Annotated in this window: 21 protein-coding genes and 1 tRNA gene; 9 read left to right on the forward strand and 13 right to left on the reverse strand. The window is 66.7% G+C overall.

The window, feature by feature from the left end:
• The first annotated feature begins 23 nt into the window (after positions 1 to 23).
• Positions 24 to 100 (forward strand) — tRNA-Arg (locus tag NOV65_RS10735).
• A 94-nt stretch (positions 101 to 194) separates the two neighbouring features.
• Here NOV65_RS10735 and NOV65_RS10740 read toward each other — a convergent pair.
• Complete coding sequence (locus NOV65_RS10740) at positions 195 to 1,298, reverse strand: hypothetical protein (RefSeq protein ID WP_257306455.1); 1,104 nt, start codon at positions 1,296 to 1,298, stop codon at positions 195 to 197.
• A gap of 168 nt (positions 1,299 to 1,466) precedes the next feature.
• On the opposite strand from NOV65_RS10740, the gene NOV65_RS10745 reads away from it, so the two are divergent.
• The 3 genes from NOV65_RS10745 to NOV65_RS10755 are packed head-to-tail and all read left to right on the forward strand — an operon-like array spanning position 1,467 to position 5,304.
• Positions 1,467 to 1,898 carry a deoxycytidylate deaminase gene (locus tag NOV65_RS10745; protein WP_257306456.1) on the forward strand — a complete coding sequence of 144 codons (432 nt, stop codon included), beginning with the start codon at positions 1,467 to 1,469 and terminating at the stop codon, positions 1,896 to 1,898.
• Between the two features lie 56 nt (positions 1,899 to 1,954).
• Positions 1,955 to 4,645, forward strand: a complete 2,691-nt coding sequence (gene fdhF / locus NOV65_RS10750) for a formate dehydrogenase subunit alpha (protein WP_257306457.1) — start codon at positions 1,955 to 1,957, stop codon at positions 4,643 to 4,645.
• 8 nt (positions 4,646 to 4,653) lie between these two features.
• Positions 4,654 to 5,304 carry a DUF2238 domain-containing protein gene (locus tag NOV65_RS10755; protein ID WP_257306458.1) on the forward strand — a complete coding sequence of 217 codons (651 nt, stop codon included), beginning with the start codon at positions 4,654 to 4,656 and terminating at the stop codon, positions 5,302 to 5,304.
• 2 nt (positions 5,305 to 5,306) lie between these two features.
• Here the strand turns inward: NOV65_RS10755 and NOV65_RS10760 are convergent, their stop codons facing one another.
• From NOV65_RS10760 to NOV65_RS10775, 4 genes are all read right to left on the reverse strand, one after another.
• Entirely contained in the window at positions 5,307 to 6,260 is a 954-nt protein-coding gene (locus tag NOV65_RS10760; RefSeq protein WP_257306459.1) for a hypothetical protein, read from the reverse strand.
• 77 nt (positions 6,261 to 6,337) lie between these two features.
• Complete coding sequence (locus NOV65_RS10765) at positions 6,338 to 8,446, reverse strand: SpoIID/LytB domain-containing protein (RefSeq protein ID WP_257306460.1); 2,109 nt, start codon at positions 8,444 to 8,446, stop codon at positions 6,338 to 6,340.
• On the reverse strand, positions 8,443 to 9,402 hold the full coding sequence (locus NOV65_RS10770) for a serine hydrolase domain-containing protein (RefSeq protein WP_257306461.1): 960 nt from the start codon (positions 9,400 to 9,402) through the stop codon (positions 8,443 to 8,445). The genes NOV65_RS10765 and NOV65_RS10770 overlap by 4 nt, the downstream gene beginning before the upstream one ends.
• Complete coding sequence (locus NOV65_RS10775; RefSeq protein ID WP_257306462.1) at positions 9,399 to 10,364, reverse strand: Gfo/Idh/MocA family protein; 966 nt, start codon at positions 10,362 to 10,364, stop codon at positions 9,399 to 9,401. Before NOV65_RS10775 ends, NOV65_RS10770 begins: the two co-directional genes overlap by 4 nt.
• Positions 10,365 to 10,432: 68 nt before the next feature.
• Between NOV65_RS10775 and NOV65_RS10780 the strand changes: the two genes are divergently transcribed.
• From NOV65_RS10780 to NOV65_RS10790, 3 genes are all read left to right on the forward strand, one after another.
• Positions 10,433 to 10,903 carry a hypothetical protein gene (locus NOV65_RS10780; protein ID WP_257306463.1) on the forward strand — a complete coding sequence of 157 codons (471 nt, stop codon included), beginning with the start codon at positions 10,433 to 10,435 and terminating at the stop codon, positions 10,901 to 10,903.
• 256 nt (positions 10,904 to 11,159) lie between these two features.
• The gene (locus tag NOV65_RS10785) at positions 11,160 to 12,827 is read left to right on the forward strand and encodes a M14 family zinc carboxypeptidase (protein ID WP_257306464.1); all 1,668 of its coding nucleotides are present in this window, start codon (positions 11,160 to 11,162) and stop codon (positions 12,825 to 12,827) included.
• Between the two features lie 46 nt (positions 12,828 to 12,873).
• The gene (locus NOV65_RS10790) at positions 12,874 to 15,177 is read left to right on the forward strand and encodes an erythromycin esterase family protein (RefSeq protein WP_257306465.1); all 2,304 of its coding nucleotides are present in this window, start codon (positions 12,874 to 12,876) and stop codon (positions 15,175 to 15,177) included.
• Between the two features lie 101 nt (positions 15,178 to 15,278).
• Here NOV65_RS10790 and NOV65_RS10795 read toward each other — a convergent pair whose 3' ends face one another.
• From NOV65_RS10795 to ybeY, 3 genes are all read right to left on the reverse strand, one after another.
• Positions 15,279 to 16,010, reverse strand: a complete 732-nt coding sequence (locus NOV65_RS10795) for a YebC/PmpR family DNA-binding transcriptional regulator (RefSeq protein ID WP_257306466.1) — start codon at positions 16,008 to 16,010, stop codon at positions 15,279 to 15,281.
• A 119-nt stretch (positions 16,011 to 16,129) separates the two neighbouring features.
• Complete coding sequence (locus NOV65_RS10800; protein WP_257306467.1) at positions 16,130 to 16,849, reverse strand: tetratricopeptide repeat protein; 720 nt, start codon at positions 16,847 to 16,849, stop codon at positions 16,130 to 16,132.
• An 84-nt stretch (positions 16,850 to 16,933) separates the two neighbouring features.
• Positions 16,934 to 17,662, reverse strand: coding sequence for an rRNA maturation RNase YbeY (gene ybeY / locus NOV65_RS10805; RefSeq protein ID WP_306672088.1), 729 nt, complete (start codon positions 17,660 to 17,662; stop codon positions 16,934 to 16,936).
• Positions 17,663 to 17,896: 234 nt separating this feature from the next.
• Between ybeY and NOV65_RS10810 the strand changes: the two genes are divergently transcribed.
• A complete protein-coding gene (locus NOV65_RS10810) occupies positions 17,897 to 18,481 on the forward strand; it encodes a 16S rRNA (guanine(527)-N(7))-methyltransferase RsmG (RefSeq protein WP_257306468.1) in 585 nt (194 codons plus the stop codon).
• Positions 18,482 to 18,520: 39 nt separating this feature from the next.
• Here NOV65_RS10810 and NOV65_RS10815 read toward each other — a convergent pair whose 3' ends face one another.
• The 3 genes from NOV65_RS10815 to NOV65_RS10825 are packed head-to-tail and all read right to left on the reverse strand — an operon-like array spanning position 18,521 to position 21,449.
• On the reverse strand, positions 18,521 to 19,684 hold the full coding sequence (locus NOV65_RS10815) for a LysM peptidoglycan-binding domain-containing protein (RefSeq protein WP_257306469.1): 1,164 nt from the start codon (positions 19,682 to 19,684) through the stop codon (positions 18,521 to 18,523).
• A gap of 31 nt (positions 19,685 to 19,715) precedes the next feature.
• Complete coding sequence (locus NOV65_RS10820; RefSeq protein ID WP_257306470.1) at positions 19,716 to 20,627, reverse strand: PfkB family carbohydrate kinase; 912 nt, start codon at positions 20,625 to 20,627, stop codon at positions 19,716 to 19,718.
• Positions 20,628 to 20,663: 36 nt separating this feature from the next.
• On the reverse strand, positions 20,664 to 21,449 hold the full coding sequence (locus NOV65_RS10825; RefSeq protein WP_257306471.1) for a Smr/MutS family protein: 786 nt from the start codon (positions 21,447 to 21,449) through the stop codon (positions 20,664 to 20,666).
• A gap of 210 nt (positions 21,450 to 21,659) precedes the next feature.
• Here NOV65_RS10825 and NOV65_RS10830 point away from each other — a divergent pair, with 210 nt between their 5' ends.
• Entirely contained in the window at positions 21,660 to 22,310 is a 651-nt protein-coding gene (locus NOV65_RS10830) for a hypothetical protein (RefSeq protein WP_257306472.1), read from the forward strand.
• A gap of 60 nt (positions 22,311 to 22,370) precedes the next feature.
• Here the strand turns inward: NOV65_RS10830 and NOV65_RS10835 are convergent, their stop codons facing one another.
• Positions 22,371 to 23,225 (reverse strand): hypothetical protein, encoded by an 855-nt coding sequence (locus tag NOV65_RS10835; RefSeq protein WP_257306473.1) that lies wholly within the window; start codon positions 23,223 to 23,225, stop codon positions 22,371 to 22,373.
• A 31-nt stretch (positions 23,226 to 23,256) separates the two neighbouring features.
• Complete coding sequence (locus NOV65_RS10840) at positions 23,257 to 24,261, reverse strand: DUF3450 domain-containing protein (RefSeq protein ID WP_257306474.1); 1,005 nt, start codon at positions 24,259 to 24,261, stop codon at positions 23,257 to 23,259.
• Between the last annotated feature and the right edge of the window lie 22 nt (positions 24,262 to 24,283).

Raw genomic sequence — 24,283 nt, forward strand, 5'->3', positions numbered from 1 at the left:
AGTGTGAGAAACTGCACGTTCGGGGTCCCGTAGCTCAGCTGGATAGAGCAGCTCCCTCCTAAGGAGCAGGTCGTGCGTTCAAATCGCATCGGGGCCACCATTCGGTTTGGGCCTTACCCGTCCTGACTTGCGAGCAGAAGCTCCTTCAGAGCTTCTGCTCGCAAGTCAGGACGAAGGGAAGGTCTCTCTTCTGATCAGCGGATGGGCGTGTAGGCCAGGCCACCGCCAGGAGCGAGGAAGACGGCTTCGCGATCGAGGAGACCCACCAGCTGGTGGCCCTCGGCGAGGGGCGTGGGGATCCATTCCAGAGCGCCGCTGAGGAGATCGAAGCGGGCGAGCATCAGGCCCGTGGACTCCGGGGCGCCGCAGGCCTTGACCTGGCTTGGCGCGAAGACGCAGAAGATCACATCCTTGCCGGCCCACGAGAGCATGGGGCCCCGGCCCACCCGGCCCAACGCGGCGCGGCCGGGGAGGGCGTCGTGGCAGGTAAAGAAGGTCTGGCCCGGATCCTTGGGGCCCTTGACGGGATCGAGGACCGTGAAGGCAAGGCTGGCACCCTCAGCCAGGTACACCGTTCCATCCGTTCCCAGGGCCATGCGGTTGAGGGGGACCAGCAGGGGCTGGGCCGCGGTGTCCTTCAGCTGGGAGCGGTCGCCATAGGACCAGAGCACGGAGCCGGTCCGGAGGTCGCGCTTTTCCAGGCATGGTTTCAGGGTGCGGTAGAGGATGAGGATGCCCTCACGGCCCACGGCCATGTCCTCGACCGGGGCGGGGAGCGCCGAGGCGGTCTCGATCTGTCCGTCCTTGTTGAGGATGACCAGGCGTCCGTCGCAGATCATCCAGATCCGGCTGTATGAGTCGATCACCCAGCGCTCGGGGACGGCGTCGCAGGCAGCGGCCTCGGGAACCTGCTGGAGTGCGGGTCTGGGGGCGGCGGGCTGGGGTCGTTGGTGTCGCGGAATGCCGTACAGCAGCGCGCCCGCGGCATCGTAGTCTGTGGCGACGCGGGAGGGTGCGACCGCCGCGGGTTTCGAGGCCGGAGCGGGTTTCCGGACTTCGGGCAGGACGATCTGCAGGGTGGACAGGAGGCCGGTGCCCTTCATCCAGGCACGGAGCGACCGGGTGGCCGGATCGAAGAACACCAGGGACCCATCCACTTCCTGATAGGCCCATCCCCCCGTCGCGCGGGCGGGGTCCCATCCCTCGGTGCGGGCCTGGGCACGGGCTTGGCCGCGCAGAGGTGTCGGACCGCAGAGGGCCATGGTGGCAAGAAGGAGGGTCAGAAGGCGGAGTTTCATATATTACCTGCCTATATTTTATTATGCCTATGCGAGACTTCAGTTGAATCCTTTAGGCTGTGACGAAACGCACGATTTATTCCAAGGACGCCCATGTCCATTGATTCCTTTCCGGCCCATCCATGACCCTCAACTTCTTGCGATGATGGAGTTTTCTCGAGGGGCCCCGTGACGCGATCCCAATTGAAGGACGAGGTCTTCATGAACATGGCGCTGGAGCTCAGCCGCCTGGGGACCTGCTGCCGCCTCCAGGTGGGCGCCGTGCTGTTGCGGAGCGACGGCGGCATCGCGGCCGCCGGCTTCAACGGCGCGCTGCCGGGCATGCCCCACTGCACGCCGGAAACCTGCAAGCCGGGCCAGCGCTGCCTGCACACGAGCCACGCGGAGGAGAACGCCCTCGGCTTCTGCGACGGTCCCGTCGCCACCGCCTTCGTCACCCACGAACCCTGTCTCACCTGCTGCCGGGCCCTGGTGCGCCGGGGCGTGCGACGCGTGGTGTTCCGCCACCCCTATACGAGCATCGGCGAGCAGGAACGCGTGGAGCGCCAGCACATCCTCGATCATTTCAGCGTGCGGTGGGAGCAGCAGGGCGAGGCTTGAAGTCGCGGGCGGGCGGCGCATACTGCTGAGCGCCCCTTCCTTCAGGAGACAAGCCGGTGACCGGAACCCTCATCCGCCTGCGGGTGAATGGCCGCGACGTCGCGTCGCCACCGGGCACCATGCTGCTGGAGGCCTGCCGGCAGAACGGCATCGAAATTCCCACCCTCTGCTCGGATCCGCGGCTGAAGCCCGCCTCCAGCTGCCGGTTGTGCGAGGTGGAGGTGGAAGGCCGGGAGCGCCCCCCCTGCGCCTGCGCGACTCCGGTGGAGGAGGGCATGGTGGTCGCGACCCACACGGCGGAGTTGGAGGACTTCCGCCGGGCGATGCTGGAACGCCTGGCGGAACGCATCCCGGCGGAGGACCCGGCCCGGCTGGCGGGGAAGCCCTTCCGGAAGCTGCTGGACGCCTACGGTGTGGCACCTTCAGGCGCGAGGAGGCCGGAGGCGAAGCACCCGGAGCATCCCTACCTGGACGTGGACCTCTCCTGGTGCGTGGCCTGCGGCCGCTGCGTGCGAATCTGCGACGAGGTGCAGGGACAGAACATCTGGACCTTCACAGGCCGCGGTGGGGACCTGGCCCTGGCACCGGCACTGTCACCCGGTTTGCGCGAGAGCGCCTGCGTGAGCTGCGGCGCCTGCGCTGATGCCTGCCCTACGGGGGCCATCGAGGATGTCTCGCGCCTGGCGGCGGGGGTGCCGGAACGCTGGGTGCGCACCACCTGCCCTTACTGCGGCACCGGCTGCGAGATGGACGTGGGGGTGAAGGACGGATGCATCACCGAGGCGCGTCCAGTGTTCGCCTCGCCTTTGAGTCGCGGCCATCTCTGTGTGAAGGGGCGCTATGGATGGGGCTTCAACGACGCACCGGACCGGATCACGGCGCCCATGATCCGGCGCAACGGTGCCTGGGAGCCGGCCACCTGGGAGGAGGCGCTGGAGGCCGCGGCTTCGGCGTTGCGGAAGGCCCTGCGGGTGGGTGGTCCAGGCACCGTGGGCGTGCTGGCCTCCAGCCGCGCCACCAACGAGGAGAACTATCTGGCGCAGAAATTCGCGCGCCTCGCCCTGGGCACCCACAACGTGGACTGCTGCGCCCGGGTCTGCCACGCCCCCAGCGCCGCGGGCCTGGGCCAGACCTTCGGTACCGGAGCGGCGACCAACAGCTACGCCGACATCGAACGGGCTGGCCTGCTGATGGTGGTGGGCGCCAACCCCACGGAGAACCATCCCATCGTGGGAGTCCGCATCCGCCAGCGGGCCCGGGCCGGCGTGCCGCTCATCGTGATCGATCCACGACGCACGGAACTGGCCGACCTGGCCACGGTCCACCTCGCCCCGCGGCCCGGCACGAACCTGCCCCTCCTGCAGGCCATGGCGAACCTGATCCTCGGCGAGGGGCTGGTGGATGCGGACTTCCTCGCGACCCGCACCGGGGACCTGGAAGCCTTCACGGCATCGCTCCGGGAGTGGACCCCCGAACGGGCCGGGGCCCTCTGCGGGATCGAACCGGAGGCCATCCGCCGCGCGGCCCGGCTCTACGCCACCACGGGCCCCGCCATGATCTTCCATGGCCTCGGCGTCACCGAGCACCGCCAGGGCACGGATGGTGTCTCGGCGCTGGCCCACCTGGCCCTGCTCACGGGGAATGTGGGCATCCCGGGGGGCGGGGTGAATCCCCTGCGGGGCCAGAACAACGTCCAGGGCAGCGCGCAGATGGGTTGCGAGCCGTCCAGGCTCACCGGCTACCAGAAGGTGGCCCTGGCCCGGGGCACCCACGCGCAGGTATGGGGGGCCGAGCTGCCCCAGGAGCCCGGGCTCAACGCCCTGGAGATGATCGACGCCGCCGGAGAAGGCCGGCTGAAGGCCCTGCTGGTGATCGGCTACGACCCCCTGCTCAGCCACCCCGGGGCGCGGGAGACAGCGGAGAATCTGAATGGGCTGGATGCCCTCATCGTGGTGGATCTGTTCCTCACCGAGACGGCCAAGGCCTTCGGCACGGTCTTCCTGCCCGCCGCCAGCCCCTTCGAGAAGGAAGGCACCTTCATGAACGGCGAGCGGCGCATCCAGCGCATCCGCCGGGTGGTGGCGCCGAAGGGAGAGAGCCGCACCGACCTGGCGATCCTTGGGGCCCTGGCGGAGCGGTTGGGCGCCGGGCGGCACTTTCGGCACTCGGACGCCGCCGCCGTCTGGGACGAGGCCCGCCAGGTCTGGCCGGCCATCGCCGGGATCAGCCACGAGCGGTTGGATCGGGAGGGGGGCCTTCAGTGGCCTTGCCCGGCAGAGGACCACCCGGGCACACCGGTGCTCCACGTGGGCGCTTTCCCCGGGGGCCGGGCGGCCTTCCGCCCCCTCACCTGGACGCCCAGCCTGGAGGTGACCAGTGGGGATTACCCCTTCCTGCTGAACACGGGCCGCAGCCTCTTCCACTTCAACGCCTCGACCATGACTGGCCGGACCCGCAACCGCGAACTGCGGGCGGACGACGCACTGGACCTCCATCCCGACGACGCGGCCGAGCTGGGCCTTTCCGCCGGGGACCCGGTCCATGTGCAAAGCCGGCACGGAGCCTTCACCCTCCGAGCCCATCTCACGGACCGGGTCCGGCGGGGCGAACCCTTCGCCACCTTCCATGCCGTGGCCGCCTATGTGAACCTCGCCACGGGCCCAGGGCGGGATGCCGTCACCGGGACGCCCGAGTACAAGGTCACGGCGGTGAACCTGAGCGCTGCGGCCAAGTCAAAGGGCCGATAACCTGGAGCATGCTCAGCCATGCCGCCAGCCCCAACCCGCGCCCCTTCCGCGAGAACCGGTTTCTCCAGGTCCTCTGCGTGGCCTATGGCCTCGTCTGGATCGTGACCGCCATCCGGCCGCTCTATCCCGGCGACTGGCGGATGGAGAACCTGCTGGTGGTCCTTGCGGTGGGGGGCCTGGGCTGGACGTACTCCCGGTTTCCGCTGTCGGATCTCAGCTACCTCCTGATCGCCGTGTTCCTCGCCCTGCACGCGGTGGGGGCCCACTACACCTACGCCAATGTGCCCCTTGGCTTCTGGATGAAGGCCCACTGGGGATTGGCGCGGAATCCCTTCGACCGCATCGTCCACTTCAGCTTCGGCCTGCTGCTCGCCTATCCGGTGCGGGAGGTGTTCATGCGGGTGGCCCGCACGCGCGGTTTCTGGAACTACTACCTGCCCCTGGACGTGGTGCTGGCGGCTTCCGCCGTCTACGAAATCATCGAGAGCATCACGGCCCGTCTCAGTGCGCCGGAGCTGGGCGACGCCTTCCTGGGCACTCAGGGCGACATCTGGGACGCCCAGAAGGACATGACGGCGGCGGCGGCCGGGGCGATCCTCACCATGCTCGTGGTGGCCCTGGTGCGGCGGATGAGGCGGATGCCTGAGCCTGCCGGCTGACCTCAGATCCCGCCGTGCTCCCAGGTGGGCACGGGCGTGTTGTCCAAGGCCACCTCGGTGCCGTCGTCCAGCAGGAGCATCGGGGGATCGCCGGGGCGCACATCGACGATGGTCCGGCCCAGCAGGCGCTCGCGCTGGTCGTGGTGCCATGGGATGCCCACGGGGTAGGTGCGACGGTAGGCATCCAGGGAGCCTTCCAGCCGATAGCAGAGGTGATGGAGGGCGGATTCGAAGGCGGCGTCGAAGCCCTTGGGCGGTTCCGGATCCAGGCCGGCGGCCCGGAGGAAAGCCTCTGCCGGCGGGAGGTCCCCGGAGCCACCGGCCACCCAGCGTCGCAGGCCGGACCCGAAGGGGGCGGGTCCATCCAGCGCCACGGCCCGGTCCCGGTGGATGCCGAGCCAGAGGGAGACCCGCCCACAGGAGCCGGCCCCTTCGAAATCGAGGGGCAGCTGGGCGTCATCGTGGAAGACCACGGCGCGCAGGGGCAGCCATTCGAAGGTCTCGGCCACCTTGGTGCCCACGGGGCCGAGGCTGTCCCGGCGCAGATCGGAAACGGCCTCCGCGAAGGTCTGCCGGAGACTGGCCAGGCTCAGGACGCCCTCTGGGAGCCCCTGGTCGTCCAGGGCCAGGGGTGGTTCGTGCCAGTCCGCGGCGAGAGCCGGCAGCACCTGCTGGAAGAGGATCAGGGCCGGGTCCCAGTCCCAGTGGCGGGTGGGCTCGTAGCCCAGTTCGCGGCAGAGATCGAACCAGGGGCGCTCCGGCGCGGGGGCCCCGGGCAGGTAGATGGATCGCCCATCGAGGAAGATCTCGCAGCCCGGCTGGGCCGTCGGGGTCTTCCGCCGGCTCAGGCCCAGTTCATGGCGGCCCAGGGTGGCCAGCGTGGTCTCGCGGTACGGATGGTCCTCCTGCCGCAGCACCTTCAGCGGCGCGCCGAGGATCCAGGCGTCCAGAGACATCATCACCTCCCGGGGAGGCTAACCTGAGGCCACCAGGCCCTTCCGTCAATCCCAGAATGGGATTTCATGGTCGAAAATCAGTCGACCTTCCGGAGTTCAGTCCCGGGGTAGTAGTGCTGGAGGATCTGCTGGAACGTCGCGCCTTCGAGGGCCATGCCGTAAGCGCCGGTCTGGCACATGCCCACGCCGTGCCCCCAACCCCGTCCGTAGAACACCCAGCGGCGCTGAGCACCCTGACCCATGGTGAGGAACCGGAACACGTTGTCCTTGAGGCCCAGCAGGCCGCGGATGTGCATGCCGCGCACCCGGTGTGCCGCACCCTGGCTGTCGATCACGGCCAGATCCAGCACCCGGCCCTCCTCGTTGTGTTGGGCCCTGAGTTCGCGGATGCCGGAGACCTTGATGCGCTTGCGCACCAGGGCCAGCAGGTCGGCCTCGGTGTATTCCACCCGCCAGTGGGCAGTGGGGTTGTAGCGGTCCCAGGCGGCGCCGTCGGGATCGAGCCGGCGCACCAGCACCACGGCGGAACCGTCCTCGGCGGGGATCCACTTCAGGCGGTCGCCCACCTGGACGTCGGCCTTCGACAGCAGGCGGAGACTGCCGTCCGGCGCCTCCTCCGCGAGCAGCAGCCGCGGGGCGAGGGCCAGAGGCTCGGGGCCGCCCCGCTTCCGGCGCACCTGCCGGTCCATCAGCAGGGCACCTTCTCCGGGGACCAGCGGATCCAGATCCTGCCACATCCGGCCCAGGGTCACGAGGGCCTGCCGCAGGGTGGAGGGCTCCCTGGCGGCCCAGGTGGCCGGAGGGATGAGGCCCCGCCGGGTGAGGAAGGCGGCCAGCAGGCGATCCCCCGGGGGCAGGTCGGCGGGCAGGAAGTAGGCGGCGTCCTGGGGTCGCTCCTGGCCTTCCACCACCTTCTGGAAGCCCAGGGCCCGGGCCAGGGCGAGCATGAGGTTCCCTTCGCGGGCCAGGGGCGTGGGGTCGATGCCGAGGCGCTGCTGGAGGGCCCGCACCGGACCGGCCAGGTCCTCCGCCGTGGCAGGCCGGGCCAGGCGCTCGCCGTTGAGCCATTCCACGGGGATGATGCCCGAGGCCAGCCTCAGCAGGTCCCAGGTGAGCCAGGGTTGCTGGGCCTCCGGGGTGACGGACACGCCGGAGGTGAAGGGCAGCGTAAGGGGTTTGGCGGGATAGCAGGTGGCAGCTTTGAGGTAGGGAGCATCACCGCCGAAGACCTGGGACACGTCTACGGTGTGGCCGCCGCAATTCGCCATGAAGAGGGCCAGGATGGGCTTGCCACCGTAGGTGGCGAAGAGGCCCTCGGTCTCCTGGATGGCCCGGTCCGTGAGGAGCTGCTCGCCGTCGCGCCCGCCGTAGACCTGGTCGGCCACGGTGTCGCCCATGTCGAAACCGTCGGCTGCGCGTTTGCCGCGGTTGGCCACGGCATAGGTCCGGGCCGCCACGGCCTGGGCCTTGAGGGCTTCAATGGCGGGGAATTCCCAGGCGCCCATCTCCTTGGGCACCACGCCGCGCAGGTAGGTTTCCAGGTCCAGCGTGTTCACGACGGTCAGGCGGCCCTGGGCGTTGGGGAAGATCTCCACCTTGCCGCGGTAGCGCCCCTTGCCGTTGAGGCTGGTGAGTTCGCCCGCGGGCTTCAGCCATACGCCGCCGAGGGGCAGGGCCCGCCGCTCGTAGCGCTCGCTGACGGCGTAGAGGGCGCGGCCCTTGCGGGGCTGGCTGCCGCGGGATTCCGAGGCCACCCACAATTCGTCGAAGCCCAGGTCCTGGAGCTTCTGGAGCAGGGGCTCGGCTTTTGGCGCGTCGGGGAAATGGCCTGTCAGTACGCGCCAGGTATCCGCGTCGGGCACCTTCACGCGGTCCGAAGGTTCTCCCAGCTTGCTCAGGCGCTTCATCAGGGCGGCCGCTTCGTCGGCGCCCAGAGGCCGTCCCACCTGGATGCGGTACTCGCTGGTGGGATCCGAGACGCCGCGGCTGTCCCACCAGAGGCGCAGCTTCTCATCCGGGGCCAGCCTCAGCAGCGGTTTCCCGGCGCGGTCGCAGACCTGGCCGCCGCCTTCCAACGACACGATCCATTCCGTGGCCTGGGTGTCGAGGCCGATCTTCAGCGGGGGCTGGGCGGCGAAGGTGGGAGCGAGCGACAGGACCAGGGCTGGAACGAAGAGGGTCTTCATCCGTCGCATTGTCCCACGAATTGCACCAAGGCCTCCCAGCGCCGGGCCCGCAGCGTCTCGACGTCGAGCATCGCCCCGCCTGGTCCGCGCCGGTGGAGGAGCAGGGCGATGCAGCTTCGATCGGCGGGCCGATAGAACAGGGCGGGGCCTGTGTAGCCCAGGTGGAACCACCAGCCGGAAGGCCTGCCTGGATCCGGGGCAACGGCGGGAGGCGCCGCGGCGGGAGCCTCCTGGGTGGAATCTTCGAGGACCTGGAGGCCGAGGCCGAGGGGAAGCTTCGCCAGCAACTGTCCAAAGCGCCCATTCCCATCGAAGAGGATCTGGAGGCCCAGACCCCAGCGCGTGCCGTTCTCGCCCTCGGCCGTTTCCACCGCCATGCGGTCTGGCCAGCCAGCGGCCACCCAGCGGGCCAGGGCCGCCCGCAACTGGGGGGCGGTGGCGCCGAAGCCCGCGTGGCCGGGCATGCCGGCCCGGGCGTTGGCATCCTGGGGCAGGTGGGGATCGCGTGGAGGCAGGGGCCGGTCCGTCGCCAGCCGCCAGGCCTCGGCGTCGGGGGCATCCGGTAGGCTGATGGGAGTTTCCCGCCAGGGGGCGGCATCCAGGCCCGAGGCGGTGCCCAGTTTCGTGAAGGGCACACCGGTTTCAGCGACCACCGATTCCGCCAGCAGGCGATAGTTCAGATCCGAGTAGGTGGCCAGGTCGGGCGTGGCGGGGCGGAGCAGGGGGTGATCCGGCACGAGGCGCTGGAGTTGGGTGGCCAGGGGCTCGCTGGTGAAGGGCCGCCAGGGAGGCAGGCCCGAGCTGTGGGACAACAGCTGCCGCACCGTCAGTGGCGTTTCACGGTCGTGGAAACCCAAGGCCCAGCGTCGATCAGCATCCAGATCCAGGAAGGCCAGCGCCAGCGGTGCCGTCACCAGGGGTTTGGTGAGCGAGGCGAGGTCGTAGAACCTGGTCACGCTTGCCGGATTTCCGCCAGGCTCTTGGCCACGGCCTTCTGCACCTGGTCGGCCACGCGCATGGCCTCCTGGCCCTCTTCCCAGGTCACGCCCTCGGTACCCCGGCTCAGACAGGCGGCATGGAAGGCCTCGATTTCCAGGCGGAGGGGCTCGCCCTCCTCGATGCTGGCGGTTTCAGGTTGCACCTCAGGGCCGTCGGGACCCATGACCAGGCGCAGCAGCTCCAGTTTCTGGGCCGCGAAGTCGAGGCTGGCGTATTCCTTGTCGCCGAAGGCGCGGAGGGTGCGCTCCTTCTTGCGGGCCACGCGGCTGGCGGTGACGGTGGCGTAGGCGCCGCCCTCGAACTTCAGGCGGGCGTTCACGAGATCCGCATAGGGGGTCAATACCGGCACCCCCACGGCCACGACATCCACCACCGGCCGACCCACCAGGGCGCGCAGCAGGTCCAGGTCGTGGATCATCACGTCCATGATCACGTCCACCTCCAGGCTGCGGGCCGGAAAGGGCGAGACGCGCACCGCCTCGAGAAAGCGGGGCTTGAAGCCGCGGTCGCGCAGGGCCGTGACGGCGGGATTGAAGCGCTCCAGATGGCCCACCTGCGCGACGAGGTCCGGCTTCAGGGCGCGGGCGGCCGCCAGGGCCTCCAGCAGGGCCACGCCCTCGTCGAGGGAAGCGGCCAGGGGTTTCTCCATGAGCACGTGCTTGCGGGCCTTCAGCGCCTGGGTTCCGAGGGCGTGGTGGAAGCCTGTGGGGGCGGCGATCTGGACGGCGTCCACCTCCGCGAGCACCTGGTCCAGCGAAGCGGCCCAGGGGGCACCGAATTTCGCGGCGATCTCGGGACCCCGGACGGGATCCGGATCCACCACGGCCGCCAGGACGGCCTCCGGCGCAGAGGCCGCGATCCGGGCGTGGTGCTGCCCGAGGTGTCCCACACCGACGACGGCGACGCGCAGCTTGGACATGAGAACCTCCGATTCCTATTGAGCCTACCAGGGCTGTTACCCTGAGGTTCCTTACTCCAGAGGCGACCATGAATCTCAAGCTCGAAGCTGTGAACCTTGTCCGCTGGCTGCACTTCGTGACCCTCGCTGTGGGCGGCGGCGCGGCCGTGGTGGCCCTGCTCCTGTCGGGATTCGAGGAAGGCCGCGAGGACATCCGCGGCCTGGCCGCCACCATCTGGGCGAAGGTCGTGGCCTGGTCCTTCCGCCTGGCCCTCATCGCTGGCATCGGTCTGCTGATCCTGATGATCCAGGGCGGCCAGAATCCCATGAAGCACGGTCACTACTTCCACATCAAGCTGGTGCTGGTCCTGGTGCTGGTGGGCCTGTCCGAAATGACACCTAAGGCCCTGGCGGCTGGGAAGCGGGGCTCGGCCCTGCTGGTGCTGGTGCTCTTCCTGGCTTCTGCCTTCACGGTCTACAACAAGGGGCTCTTCGGCGCCTCCCCGGCCCCAGCCACGGTGATCCCCGCCGCGGCGGACAGTTCCTTCACGGCGCGCTAAAGAGCGCCTGACAAAACTCGACGATGCCGCGATGAAGCCAGCCGGGATGCTCCACAAGGAAGGGCCCGCCGGGCATCGTGGTTCGTTGTTCAAGGGGCCGGACGCCGTCGAGCGGCCGGCTGGTTTCATCCCTCCGGGCGAGGGGCGGCGGGCTTCTCGATGTTTCGTCAGGCTCGTTTCGCGTAGTGCCCGCTACGCTGCCACTTACCTTCCTCGCCTCGCTCGCCCGGCGCCCCTCGCGCGGCGCCGTGGAGTCTTGTCAGGCGCTCTTGGCGTGGGGCGCCTGCTGCTGACCCTGGTGGGGACGAGTCTCCTCGCCGGGTGGCCCCAGACTGTCCCTGAACGCACCCAGCTGAAGCGGACTTCCACGGTCATGGAGGTGCAGGCCTTCATGGAGGCCCTGCGCAAGCAGGCGCCAGGCCTGGAACCCTACCAGCCGAAGGATTCCCCCCGCGCCACGGAGACGGGCAGGCCTCTCCTGGCTTGGCGTCTGAAGGGGACGGGGCCAGACCCGCTGCGGGTCTACGTGAACGCCAACATCCATGCCGGGGAAGTCGAAGGCAAGGAGGCCATCCAGCAGATCCTCCGGGAGCTGCTCCAAGGGAAGCACCCGGCGTTGCGGCGGGACCTCGATCTGGTGGTCATGCCCGCCTACAACGCCGACGGCACCGATGCGCTGGATCCCGCCATCCGGCCCTGGCAGCCCAATCCCACGGAAAGCGGCGTGGGCCGGCGCGAGAATGCCCTGGGCCTGGATCTCAACCGCGACCTCATGAAGGCTGCCGCGCCCAACACGCGCTGGCTGCTGGCCATGCTGCAGGATTTTGACCCGGCGGCGGTGCTGGATTTGCACACCACCAACGGCAGCACCCACGGGTTCCACCTTACCCACGGACCCGCCTGCACCCTGGGGGCGGACGAGGACTTGCTGGCTTTCAACCGGAAGATGCTGGTGGAGGTGCGAGAGCACCTGAAGGCCGAGGGCATGCCCACCTACGACTACGGCAACTTCATCCCGTACAAACCCACGCCGGAGAAGCCGCCCACCGCCTGGGAGACCTACGACGCCCACCCGAGGCTGCTGACGAACTACCCGGCGCTGCGCAACCGCCTGGCGGTGCTGTCGGAAAGCTACGTCTACCGCAGCTGGCCCGACCGCATTTCCGACACCCGCCGCTTCGTGCTGGCTTGCCTGGGCTGGATGGCGGAGCACCGCAATGAGATCCGCACACAGATCCGAAGCGCCCAGACCCGGTGGACCGATGCATGGGCCCAGGGCCCAGTCGCACTGCCCCTTTCAGCGAAGCTAAAGGAAGTGGAACACGCCTCGTTCGACTGGGTGGACCCCATCCGGGACGAGAAGGGCCGCCTGGTGGGCGAGAAGTCGCGCACCCACCTCGTCCTCCCCAGTTTCGTGGGCTTCGAGGGCCAGGACTTCGTGCCGGTCCCGGCAGGCTACCTGGTGGATCCGGCCTTCGCCCCCACCGTGCTGCCCCTGCTCCAGGCCCATGGCCTGAAGGTGCTCGAAGGTCGCGCGCGGCCGCGGACCCTGCCCCTCCTCCGCTTCGAGGAGACGGGTCGCAAGCTCTCCCCTTCGGCCTACCAGGGCGTCTTCACGCTGGAACTCCAGGGCGCCTGGAAGGCGGAGGTGGCCCCGAAGCCGATGGAACTGCCCTGGACGCCCGCGGACCTGGATCGGGCGCTCTACGTGCCGCTGAACCAGCCCCTCGGCCGCCTAGCCTTCTACCTGCTGGATCCCCGCAGCACCGACAGCCTGGTGTTCTGGGGTCTCTTCCACACGGTCCTGCTCCGGGGCAACGGCATGTGGGGAGAGCCGCCCAGGTTCCCCATCCTGGCCGTGGGGAAGGGGGATGATGCGGCTCCCGTTGTTCCATCATCTCCGATGGCGAAAACGCAGGAGTGATCCACCGGCCGGCTTCGCCGGAATGAACCGTGATTCTGGAGGCGTCATGATGCGAATGGCCTTGTTTCTGGCCCTATCGGTCCCGCTGATGGCGGCCAGTGTGCCAGTGCGGGTGGAAGGCAGGGTCCTGGGACCTGGCGGTGAGCCGGTTTCCGGTGCCGTGGTGGCGCTTGTTCCGACGGGTGGGCGCTCGGGTTTGTCTCCAACCCCCGAGCAGCGTACCGATGCCAAGGGTCAATTCTGGCTCGAGGCTTCCGCAGGTCGCTTCGGCCTGACTGTCACGGCCAGGACTTTCTCCCCTCATTTCCGCAACCTGGATCTCAAGGCCGAAGGTTCATTACAGCCACTCGAGGTTCGACTGGAAAAGGGAGGGCATCGGGTCCAGGGCACGCTGCTGCCGGCACAGGGGCTCGGCTTGACCGGAGTCCGCATCGGATTCTCTAAAATCAGTCAGGATGATGGGGACGAATTCTACGGTGAGGTGAAGCTCGGCCGGTTCGACATCACGCTCGCTCCCGGAGACTACCTGATCAATGTCGAGGCCAAGGGGCAGACGGGAAGAAAACGGGTGGTTGTCCGCGGGGATATCCAGAACGAAACGATGCAGCTGAGCGCAGAACCTCAACCCGCGGGTCCGGAGACCCTGGCGTGGATCAAGCAGAAGGCCATCCCTTTGCAAGGCGTGGAGGCAGGGCGTGGATTTTCGGATATGCAGCCCATGAGAGCCCTTGTGGGGGATGCGACTGTCGTGGGATTGGGCGAGGCGACCCATGGCACCCGGGAATTCTTCCAGCTCAAACACCGGATGCTGGAATTCCTGGCTACGGAGATGGGGTTCACCGTGTTCGCCATCGAGGCCAACCTGCCGGAAGCCTTCGCGGTGGACGATTACGTGGTTACCGGGAAGGGAGACCCCGCGAAGGCTCTCGCAGGTCTCTACTTCTGGACCTGGAATACGGAGGAAGTCCTCGACATGATCCGGTGGATGCGACGCTACAACGAGGATCCGGCCCACCTGAAGAAGCTGCGGTTCTATGGCGTGGACATGCAAACAGAAACGGTGGCCTACGCAGAGGCGAAGGCCTGGCTGGACATCGTGGACCCGGCCGAGGCTGGGCATCTGGCTGCGATCAGGACAGCCATGGTGAAGCTCCCGGCATGGAATAACGCGAAGCGGACGGACGATGCACAGGCGGCTTGGCGTTCGATTGCTCAGGGATTGGAGGCTTTGATCGTCCGCCTCGACGGGAAGTCACTCTCCGAGGGAGATGTGAACCGCCAGCGCCAGAACATTCGCGTGTTGGCTCAGTTTGCGGCGATGCAGGCCGAGGTCGGCCGTGGCAATCACGTTCGGGATGAATCCATGGCGGCCAACCTCCGGTGGATCCAGGCTCGGGAACAGGGAGCAAAAGTGGTGCTCTGGGCTCACAACGGGCATATCAGCTTTCATCCCGGTTCGATTGGTGGGGACAACAGCCTCGGGTGGCACCTCCGCCAAAGGTTGGGGAAGGCCTACCTCCCCATAGGGTTTGCCTTCAGCGAAGGCGGATTTCAGGCGATAAGCGGCGATTCTTCCCATCAGGGACTGCGCGTCTTCGAGGTGAAACCTCTGGAGGTTGGGACTCTGGATGCCGCGCTTGCGGCGACCGGCCATCCGGTTCTTGCCTTGGATCTCAGGTCCCGGCCGAGCTCAGGTCCCGTCAAACGCTGGCTCGCTTCTCCGCAAGGATCCTGGAGCATCGGTGCAATGTTCAGGGAGAGGCAGGCGGCCAGCTACCTTGTAAAGCAGCCCATCGTCGACGCCTATGACGCAATCCTGTTCGTGAAACGCACTACGAGTGCCAGGCCTGTAGGGGGCCGTGGAATCCCCATGATGGCTACGGCCAAGGCAAAAGAACCCGTGAATCTGGGCTTCGAGGATGGGCTGAATGGCTGGTCCAATCCTCGGGATCGGGGCTTCAAGGCTGCCGTAACCGGTCAGGGTGCCAAGCAGGGCGCCCACTGCCTCCAGGTCGCGTTCGAAGGAGACCGGAATCCGGCCGCGTGGTGGACGGGAATGCAGGTCGTCGATGCCACGGCCTATCGCGGGAAGAAGGTTCGCCTCAGTGGGTGGATCCGGACGGACGGGAAACCCGATTGCAGGGCCATGTTCTGGATGCGCGTAGACTGCTCAAGCGGGATGGGGTTCTTCGACAACATGATGCGCCGGCCCGTCACGGGCGCGGAGTGGACTGAAGTCGCCATCGAGGGTCCGGTCGCCGTTGATGCGGTGAATCTCAATTTCGGATGCATGATCCAGGGAATGGGGTCGGCTTGGTTCGATGGGGTGCGATTGGAAGTGTTGCCGTAGTCGCGAACCACGCCATAACCAATCCGTAGAAATACGATTCGGGGCGCCGAACAGCGCCCCGAACTTGCCGTGTTCGCCCGGAGGGCGTAGGGCACGGAACCTCAGTCCTCGGGTTCCTCGTAGTCGCCGTTGTGCCACACGTTCTGCACGTCGTCGTTGTCTTCGAGCAGGTCCACGAGCTTGAGGAAGCTGGCGAGCTTGGAGCCTTCGAGGGCGGTGCTGGTGCTGGGGGCCATGATGATCTTGGCTTCGATGACGGGGAGCTTGGCGGCGTCCACGGCATCCTTCACCGCCTGGTAGGCCTCGGGGCTGGTCTTGATGACCCAGGCCTCGCCCTCGTTGACCACATCGTCGGCGCCGGCCTCCAGCGCCACTTCCATGACTTTGTCCTCGGAAACTTCAGGCTCGACCACGATCTGGCCCTGCTTGCTGAACAGATAGGCCACGGAACCCTGGGCGCCCAGTTCCCCGCCGAACTTGGTGAAGTAGCTGCGGACCTCGGGGGTGGTGCGGTTCTTGTTGTCCGTCATGGCCTCGACCATGATGGCCACGCCGCCCGGACCATAGGCCTCGTAGATCACTTCCTCGTAGGTCACGCCTTCGAGTTCGCCGGTGCCCTTCTTGATGGCGCGCTCCCAGTTGTCCTTGGGCATATTGCTGCCCTTGGCCTGGTCCACGGCCAAGCGCAGGCGGGGGTTGGCGTTCACGTCTCCGCCGCCCAGGCGGGCGGCCACGGTGATCTCCTTGAGGATTTTCGTGAAGACCTTGCCGCGCTTGGCGTCAGCGGCACCCTTCTTGTGCTTGATGGTGGACCATTTGCTGTGGCCGGACATGGGGTGGGCTCCTTCAGTCGTTCGTTCCGTGCAGCAACCGCTTCGCGTTTGCTGAATCAATAAAAAGAGTCATTTCAATGCTGCGGAATCGATGCGCAGCATCGATTCCGCAGGGGGCCTCAGCCCCGGAGGGCCCGGCGCGACACGCGCGCGAAGGCGGGGGCCTCCTGGCGGATCATGGGGCGCTCCAGGAGGAACTGATACCACTGCTCGCCGTAGACCTTCATCTTGAGAGCCTTGCCGTTCTGGAGCAGGTTCCGGTTGGTGATGAGGCGCTCGTCGCCCTTGCAGACGCCAAGGCCCTGGTTGAGGATCTCGATGGCCTTGTCGCGCTCGCCCATCTCCACCAGCACGTAGGCATAGACGGCATAGAGCAGGCTCTCCTTCTTGCCGGTCTTCAGGGCCAGGGCGAAGGTTTCCTTGGCCTTCTTCTTCTCGCCCCGCTTCCACTGGAGGATGCCCAGCATGGCCTTGGCGATGTAGTGCTGCATGGAGGCGGAAGCCAGCAGGGGCTCGGCCTCCTCGTTCTTCTTGCGGAGGTACTGCACCACGCCGATCTGGCCGTCAATGCTGCCCTTGACGAGGAACTGCTTCGGAGCGAAGCGGTAGCCCTCCTTCATCACCTCGATGGCCTTCTCGAACTGCTGCTTCTTCAACAACTCACCCGCGCGGGTGAAGATTTTCTCGAGTTCCTGCTGGACCTTGCGGCCCTGCCAGATGAAGAGGCCGGCGCCGGCGAGGAGGCCGATGGGCACGCTGATCCACAGCTTGATGCTGAGCAGGGCGGACAGCAGGATCACCGCGAGGGCTGCGCCCAGGCCGAGCAGAAGGTTGATCACGGAGGCTCCGATGGGGCCCGGGGCCGGGCCAAAGGGCCATTTTATCGGCCTTCGGGCCCTTTTTCCATGAGGAGCTTCAGGAGTCTAGGCGATGACGCCACTGCGGGAGGGGCTCGGCCGGCGGCGGCGCAGCACGCGCTTGGCCGGAGCCGCGGCGGCCTCCTTGCGGGGGCGGCCGGGACCGCGCTTCACGATGGGGTCCTTGGGCTTGGCGACCTTGCGCACCTTGACCTTCTTCTCCTTCTTCACGCGCTCCCGGCGGACGAGGGCGGCGGCCGCCCGGCCGGTCACCACGACCCGGGTGCCATCCTTGAGCTTCTTCACCTTGCTGCCGGGTTTGCGTCCCCGCTTGAGGCTCATGGATAGGGGCTCCGTCTCGAGCAGCTCGCGTTCGAGCTGAACCTGGAGTGCCATCATCTCGCCGTGATCCTTTTCATGATCATGGCCACAGAGATGAAGGAATCCGTGGATCACCAGCGTCTCCACTTCACGCCGGCGGCTCACTCCGAACTTCTTGGCCATTTTGTCGGCGGTGGGAAGGCTGATCACGATGTCGCCGAGGTGCGGAAAGGCACCCTTCTCCACACTTGAGGGGAAACTCAGTACGTCCGTTGTCATGTTTTTCCCGCGGTGCTCGCGGTTGAGTTTTCTCATGCCACGATCATCGACATAAGTCAGTGACACACCTTGAGCCTGCGGAGCGAGTCGATCCCGCAGGCTATGAAGCAGCTTCCCGAGGGACTGCTCACCGGGCCCGCGCATTTTGCTTCGACTCGACCAATCGATCTGGAAGGGCAGCTTGGTCTCAGTCATGGCTGGCTCCTGTGGAAGATCAATCAAAGGGGGTTCATCATGAATGCTATTGGGCTATTCGTCAATGTCTTCATTCTAGGTGCATGAATTACAGCGATTGTTCCACATTCAGATGATAGAACGGGCCGTTGAATAATTCGATCCAAAATAGTTCAAAAATGTTGAATATAAAGAAGAAAAGGGCCAAGTGAAGAGGTTTCAATCGCCGGACGTGATCCCTGGCATCCTGGAGGCATGGAGCCTCGACTGCCCGCCCACCTCACTGCCATCCTGCGCCGGTACCTGGTGCTGCTGGATCGCTGGAACCGTACCCACGCCCTGACCTCCCTGCCTCAAGCTGAGCGGTGGGAAGAATTAATGTTGGACGCCGCGATCCTCCTGCCCTTCCTCGACCCCTTGCCTCCCGGGAGTCGGGTGGTTGATCTGGGGACGGGCATGGGCTGTCCCGCCGTGGTGCTGGCCCTGGCCCGTCCGGACCTGGAAGTGCTCGCGGTGGACGCCTCAGCCAAGAAGCTGGCCTTCGTCCGCCAGGCGGTGCTGGAGCTTCCAGTGCCCAACCTGAGGCCCGTGCAGGGGCGCCTGGAGGAGCTGCCGTCCCTGAAGGCCGACCTGGGGACCGCCAAGGCCTTGGGCTCCCTGGAACAGCTGGCGGGTTGGTGGGCCCGGCATGGGAAGGCAGGCTCTCCGTTCCTGGCCCTCAAGGGGCCGGACTGGTTCAGGGAGCCGCTCCCGCCTGGCTGGGAGGCCACCCCCCATCCCTACGCCCTGCCCACCCGGGGGCAGCGGGTGGTGGTGGCGCTCCGACGCCAGAACGGCTGAGGCCCCCGAAGGGGCCCCAACTGGAACATTCCCCCCGGCTCAGTGAGTCAGGGTGTCCCCAAGGCGGATCTCCTCGGTGGTCCGGAGCAGGCGACAGGTGGCCGTCTGCGCGTCCGTGCGGACGACCAGGGCCTGGCCGACATAATGGGTGGTGGTTTCCGTGGCGTTCTTGTGGTCACCGTCCGGTCCCACAGGGAAGGTCCGGGTGCGGACGGCCAGCAGGACGTCGCCCACCTTCAGGCCGTCGTTGGCACCCTTGTCCACGATCACCATGTCGCCGTTGGCGGTGTGCTGATGGTCATCACGGGCGAAGACCACCACGGGCGAGTTCGGGGCCACCTTCACAGGGTCGGTGGTGTCAGTCCGGAGCTGGAGGGGCAGGTTGGCAGGCTCGGTGAATCGAACCAGATGGTCGCCCACTTCCACGCCATCCAGGCAGCGCTCGATGGTGGCCACGGAGCCCTTGGTCTGGGCGGTGATCACGCGGATCACGCCCACCTGCTGCACCACGTCACCCAGCTTCTGCTTGGTGGTGGGGTGCTGGATCTTGCGGGCCACGGTCTTGAGAACGAGGAACCGGTCTCCGACTTTCACGCCCTGCTCGCTGCCGCCGTTCATGTAGACGGTCTCGCCCTCGGCCAGGAAGCGCCGATCTTCGCGGCGGTTGGCGGTCAGGGTGAAGGCGCCCTGGTTCTTGTAGTGGGCCTCGGCCCCGTCGGCAGCGAAGAACGGCAGCTGGATGAAATCCTGGAAGCTGAAGCCAAGCTCAGGCCGCCGGAGGGCGCCGGGATCTGCCCGCCGCCGATCGGGCTGGAGGCCGGACACCGATTCAGGCACGGAACCGGCGGTGGCCACGGCCCGCGTCAGGTCGATGATCAGGGGGTCGCCAGGGTAGATCCAGTGCGGATCCTTGATCCACTGGTTCAGTTCCCAGATCTGGGGCCAGGCATAGGGGTTGCCGAGGTACTTTCCGGCCAGGTCCCAGAGCGTGTCCCCCTTTTCGACGATATGGGTGCGGGAACCTTCGGGCACCTTGATTTCCTTGGGATAATCCCATTTCGAGCTGTGGGCTTCGACCTTGATCGTCCCAGCGGGTTCCTGGGCATCAAGGGCCGGGACCGCGAGCGCCAGGGCCACGAATAGGCCGGGCGCCATCGCGAGGGCGCGCCGCCGGCCGACAGTCAGACGATTGGGCTGGTGCATCAGGGACCCCCAGGGGTTTAGGTGGTGCTGATTATAGGTCTTCGACGCGGATCATATCTGAAAATAATGCCAAGCGGTTGCGAACTTCATCCTGGGATATCTGCTCGAGTCGTTCTGTGGAGAACTGTTCCACGGTGAAACTGGCCATGACCGATCCCACGAGAGTCGCATGCTTCAGGGCGATGACATCCGTCCGCTCGATCCAGGCCAGGTAGCCGAGGAAGCCCCCGGCGAAGGTGTCCCCGGCCCCGGTGGGATCGAAGACATTTTCGAGGGGGTAGGCCGGGGCGGCGAAGATCCCCTCGGGCGTGAAGAGGGCCACACCATATTCCCCACGCTTGACCACGAGGGTGCTGGGGCCGAGGGCCCGGACCTTCTTGTAGGCCTTAATGAGGCTGTATTCCTGGGTGAGTTCCCGAACCTCGGCGTCATTCACCAGGAGGATGTCGACTTCCCGGAGAACCGCATCCAGGGCCGGGCGGGCCCCGCGGATCCAGTAGTTCATGGTGTCCAGGGCGATCCACTTGGGCCGTCGGGCCATCTGACGCACCACGTCCAGCTGCAGCACCGGGTCGATGTTCCCCAGGAACAGGTAGTCGCATTCGCGGTAGTTGGCGGGCAGATCAGGCTTGAAGTCGGCGAAGACGTTCAGATCCGTGGCCAGGGTCTTGGCCTCGTTCAGGTCGTAGCCGTAGGACCCCTTCCAATGGAAACTCAGGCCCTTGACCTTCGATAGGCCCGCCAGATCGATGGGGCGGCCTTCGAAGACGCGCATCTGGTCCGGACCGAAATCCTCGCCCACCACGGCGACGATGCGCACCGGGTGGAAACGGCTGGCGCTCAGGGAGAAGTAGGTCGCGGAACCGCCCAGGGCGCGCTGGCGGCGACCGAAGGGCGTCTCCAGATCATCAAAGGCCACACTGCCGACCACCAGCAAACTCATTGGGGGGACTCCCTATCGCGCGGATCAGGCACTGGATCAGGACTGGGGCTGGGAAGGCGTGAAATAGAGCAGCCAGGCCTGGCTACCACCCATGGGTACCGGGGCCTGGGCGTAGCGGGCGACCATGGGCGTTTCCCCGGAGGCCAGCAGGGCCAGCAGGCCCTCATGGAGCTTCGGATCCGGGCCCAGGATGACCTGGATGCTGCGCCAACCCAGCACGAGGCCGTCGCCCAGGCGGTCCTTCAGTCGTTCCACCGCGTCCTGCAGGGAATGCCCCCTGAGATCGAGGACGCCATCGACCTCGATGGCCATGCCGGCCGCCAGTTGGAACCGCATCGGCACGGGCGGGGGCGCATTCGGAGCTGCGGGAAGGGATTCCTCCAGTGCGGCTTCGGACGGTTCCGGTGGAAGGGAGGCCAACTTCACGGGAGGGACGACAGGTGGAGGCGCCGGGGCCGGGGAAGGGGGGAGAGTCACAGGGGGTGGGAGGGCCGGGGCTGCCTGGGCCTGGAATCCGCGGGACAGCGGCTTGAGGCCCTTCAGATCCTTGAGGGCTTCCTCGAAGGTTTCGGGCGGGGCCGGCGGAGGGGGCGCCGCCACAGGCGCTTCGGACGGGCTTGATACAGTCGGGGCTGCCGCCTTGGCTGGGCGGGGGGTCGAGGGCTTCAGCCCCATGGCCGAAAGGAAAACCGCATCCTCGTCAACCAGGTCGCCAGGCCCCTGGGGCTTTGGCGCGGGTTTGGGCGGGGGTTTGGGGGCAGGAGAGGCCGGCTCAGGTCCCAACTGCTGCTTCAACTTCGCCAGATCCTGCTTCCATGCCATGAACCATCCTCGTCCTGTCCAGAGTAGGCCATCGCGGCCCCGGCCCAAAGCCTGCTGTTGCAATCCCGCACCACTCCGAGGCAAAACGCCGCGATCGCAGTGGGTCTTCAACCGGAGTATGCTGCGCTGGATCCAAGGATTGACGCCACTTGTCGTAAGCTGGCACGCCCTTCGCTCCGTAGCTCTCTTGCCACATCCACTGGAGGCCCCATGCGCCGAACCACGATGCTATTGCTGCCCCTGCTGCTCGCCCCGGGGGCCGCGCTCCACGCCCAGAGCCCACACGTGGGCTTCAGCCTGAACCTGATGATCCCCACCGGGGATTTCGCGAGCAAGACCTACCCCGCTTACTACAGCCCCAGTGCGGGGTACATCATCCCGCCCCAGAAAGAGACCTATGACGTGGGCCTCGGCGGCAGCTTCACGGTCAGCTTCCCCGTGGACCGCAGCTTGGCCATCCGGTTGAACCTCAGCGGTTCGGCCGAGAATGGGACCAACCGGGCTCCGGGTGAAACCACCATCAACCTGCGCCACTCCCAGTTCAACCTGGGCGGCGATCTGCAGATCTTCCCCGAGGGCACGGCCTTCCGGCATCGGGGGCTGTACTTCGTGATGGGCCTCTCCGCCGACTTCGAGCAATTCGATCGCAGCTTCGGCGATCCCCTCTATGACTACACCGACACCACTCGCAAGAGCCGGATGGGCGGGTCCATCGGCCTCGGGCACAGCTTCGGCTACGACGCAGGGGCGCGATTCACCCTGGAAGCCACCTTCCACAAGACCCTCACCAGCCATGATGTGGACGCGGGTGATCCCCCCAGCACGGACTTCGTGAAGGTAGGGTTCGGGTTCGTGTTCTAGGGTTCCCCCACTTACGGAAAAGCGGCCCGAGCGGGCCGCTTTTCCGTAAGGCGGGAAGAGCTATTTCCTGGCGGCCTTCTTCTTCTTGGCCTTGGGCTTGGCCGGGGCGGCCTCTTCTTCCTTGCCCATGAGGCCGTTCACCAGCCGGGTGACATCCTTGTTGGCGAGGTCGAGCTTCTGGAGGCGGCGGGCGTAGGCCAGGCGCTCCTGCTGGGGACGGGCGTCGTCGGCCTTCACCTGCTCCACCTTTTCCGCCACGAAGCGGGCGGAGCCGCCAGCCTCGGTGATCTCCGCCTTCTCCCGGTCGAGGAAGGCCTTCCAGTCCGCGGCGGCCTTGGTGGTGCTGGCCTTGGTCTGGCGGAGGCGCTCGAGGATGCCGTCAATGTCTTTAAGAGCGCGCTCGCTGTGGGCGACAGCAGCCTTCTGTTCGTCCATGAAGATCTTGAGTTGCTGGCGGAGCTTCATCTGGTCCTGGTTCAGGCCTGGGGCCTCATCCAGTTCCTTGAGCCGCGGCGCCTGCTTGTCCATCGCGTCCCGGAATTCCCGGAGCTTGAGTTCATGTTCGGTGCGGGTCTTGGCCAGCAGGGGTTCGGCGGTGGCCAGATTCTCTTCCGCAGCGGCCTGGGCCTTCTGCAGGTGGAGGACCGCCTCCTCCCAGCTGCCTTCGGCCACGCAGGCCCGGGCGGCCAGACTGCGGAGGGCCGCCAGCGCGTGCATGTCGTTGTAGTCGGAGGGATTCACGGCGAGCCCCTCCCGGCCGAGCAGGGCCTCCACGCCCCGGCGGACCGTGGGGGCGTCGCCCCGCTCCAGCTGGAGCTCCCAGGGCCCCCGGACCTCCTTGAAGCGGTCAGTGAGGCTCTGGGCACTCAGGCTCGTGGCTAGGGCACAGGCAAGCAGAAAGCCGAGGCGGCTCATGGTCGCTCCTTCCGGGTCGTGTAGAGCACGGTCACTTCTTCTTGCCGGTCTTCTTCGCGGGCCTGGCTTCCTTGGCGAAGGGCTCCTTGCCCTGCTTCAGGTTTCCCAGGGCCTTCATGGCAGCCGGGTTCCCGGGGTCCAGGACCAGCAGGCGATTGAGGAAGGCGGCCTGGGCCTGGGATCCACTCAATTTGGTGACGTTCTCATGGTTGCGGAGGACGGCGTCCACCCAGTTCTTCTTCCCGACGATCTTCACCTTCTTGATGACCTGCTCGGTGTTGAACTTGGTGATCTCGTCGCTCTGACTGCTCAGGACTTCCTTCGATTTGGTGACGGAGGCCTCGGCTGCCTTCACCATCTCCTCCGCTTCCTTGCGGTTGTCGGCGAGCACCTTGGTCACCTTGGGGGCGTTGATGAGGTTCTGCTTGTGGACCGGAAGGGCGGCGTTGATCTGATCGAGTTCCTGCTGCTGTTCGGGGGCCTTCGCTGCCCGGGCCTTGAGGTCTTCCAGGCCTTTGGCGTCGGGCTTCTTCGTCTTCGCGTTCACCGCCGCGATCTCTTCCTTGAGGTCATTCAGCGTCGTCTGCAGTTCCTGCTGGCGGCCAGTGTTCTTGGCGATGAAGTCCTGGGAATCCTTGGTCGCCTTGTCCCACTGGGCGGCGATGGGGGCCTGGGCCTTGTCCAGATCCGCCTTGATGCCCTGGGCAAGCTTGAGCCGCTTCTGCTGGATCTCGACGGCCTTCTCCCACTGGCCGGCCTCGGCGGCGGTGTTGGCCCAGAGGCGATAGAAGGACAGGAGGCCCTGGGCGTTGTCCATGCTCTGACCGATGGTCTGCAGGTTGGTGCCGTTGAAGGCGGGGCGCTCGGCGGGGATCAGGCCCTCCACCTTCGCCATGGCCTCCTGGGCCTGGAAGGCCTTGAGCATCTGGTTGATCCCCGGCAGTTCTGTGTTGAACCGCTGGGTCAGGTTGGTGGAGGCGGGGCTCTGGGCCACAAGCGCCACAGCAGGGAAGAGAAGGAAGGGCATCGGGCGCATAGGCACTCCACAAAAGTCCAGG

It is taken from the genome of Geothrix campi, from assembly GCF_024609265.1.
Classification (GTDB): domain Bacteria; phylum Acidobacteriota; class Holophagae; order Holophagales; family Holophagaceae; genus Geothrix; species Geothrix campi.

Excerpts from the sequence above, each read along its gene's own strand:
- NOV65_RS10740 (WP_257306455.1), bottom strand. The coding sequence starts at position 1,298 with ATGAAACTCCGCCTTCTGACCCTCCTTCTTGCCACCATGGCCCTCTGC.
- NOV65_RS10755 (WP_257306458.1), top strand. The coding sequence starts at position 4,654 with ATGCTCAGCCATGCCGCCAGCCCCAACCCGCGCCCCTTCCGCGAGAAC.
- NOV65_RS10760 (WP_257306459.1), bottom strand. The coding sequence starts at position 6,260 with ATGTCTCTGGACGCCTGGATCCTCGGCGCGCCGCTGAAGGTGCTGCGG.
- NOV65_RS10765 (WP_257306460.1), bottom strand. The coding sequence starts at position 8,446 with ATGAAGACCCTCTTCGTTCCAGCCCTGGTCCTGTCGCTCGCTCCCACC.
- NOV65_RS10775 (WP_257306462.1), bottom strand. The coding sequence starts at position 10,364 with ATGTCCAAGCTGCGCGTCGCCGTCGTCGGTGTGGGACACCTCGGGCAG.
- NOV65_RS10780 (WP_257306463.1), top strand. The coding sequence starts at position 10,433 with ATGAATCTCAAGCTCGAAGCTGTGAACCTTGTCCGCTGGCTGCACTTC.
- NOV65_RS10790 (WP_257306465.1), top strand. The coding sequence starts at position 12,874 with ATGATGCGAATGGCCTTGTTTCTGGCCCTATCGGTCCCGCTGATGGCG.
- NOV65_RS10795 (WP_257306466.1), bottom strand. The coding sequence starts at position 16,010 with ATGTCCGGCCACAGCAAATGGTCCACCATCAAGCACAAGAAGGGTGCC.
- ybeY (WP_306672088.1), bottom strand. The coding sequence starts at position 17,662 with ATGACTGAGACCAAGCTGCCCTTCCAGATCGATTGGTCGAGTCGAAGC.
- NOV65_RS10810 (WP_257306468.1), top strand. The coding sequence starts at position 17,897 with ATGGAGCCTCGACTGCCCGCCCACCTCACTGCCATCCTGCGCCGGTAC.
- NOV65_RS10815 (WP_257306469.1), bottom strand. The coding sequence starts at position 19,684 with ATGCACCAGCCCAATCGTCTGACTGTCGGCCGGCGGCGCGCCCTCGCG.
- NOV65_RS10820 (WP_257306470.1), bottom strand. The coding sequence starts at position 20,627 with ATGAGTTTGCTGGTGGTCGGCAGTGTGGCCTTTGATGATCTGGAGACG.
- NOV65_RS10825 (WP_257306471.1), bottom strand. The coding sequence starts at position 21,449 with ATGGCATGGAAGCAGGATCTGGCGAAGTTGAAGCAGCAGTTGGGACCT.
- NOV65_RS10830 (WP_257306472.1), top strand. The coding sequence starts at position 21,660 with ATGCGCCGAACCACGATGCTATTGCTGCCCCTGCTGCTCGCCCCGGGG.
- NOV65_RS10835 (WP_257306473.1), bottom strand. The coding sequence starts at position 23,225 with ATGAGCCGCCTCGGCTTTCTGCTTGCCTGTGCCCTAGCCACGAGCCTG.
- NOV65_RS10840 (WP_257306474.1), bottom strand. The coding sequence starts at position 24,261 with ATGCGCCCGATGCCCTTCCTTCTCTTCCCTGCTGTGGCGCTTGTGGCC.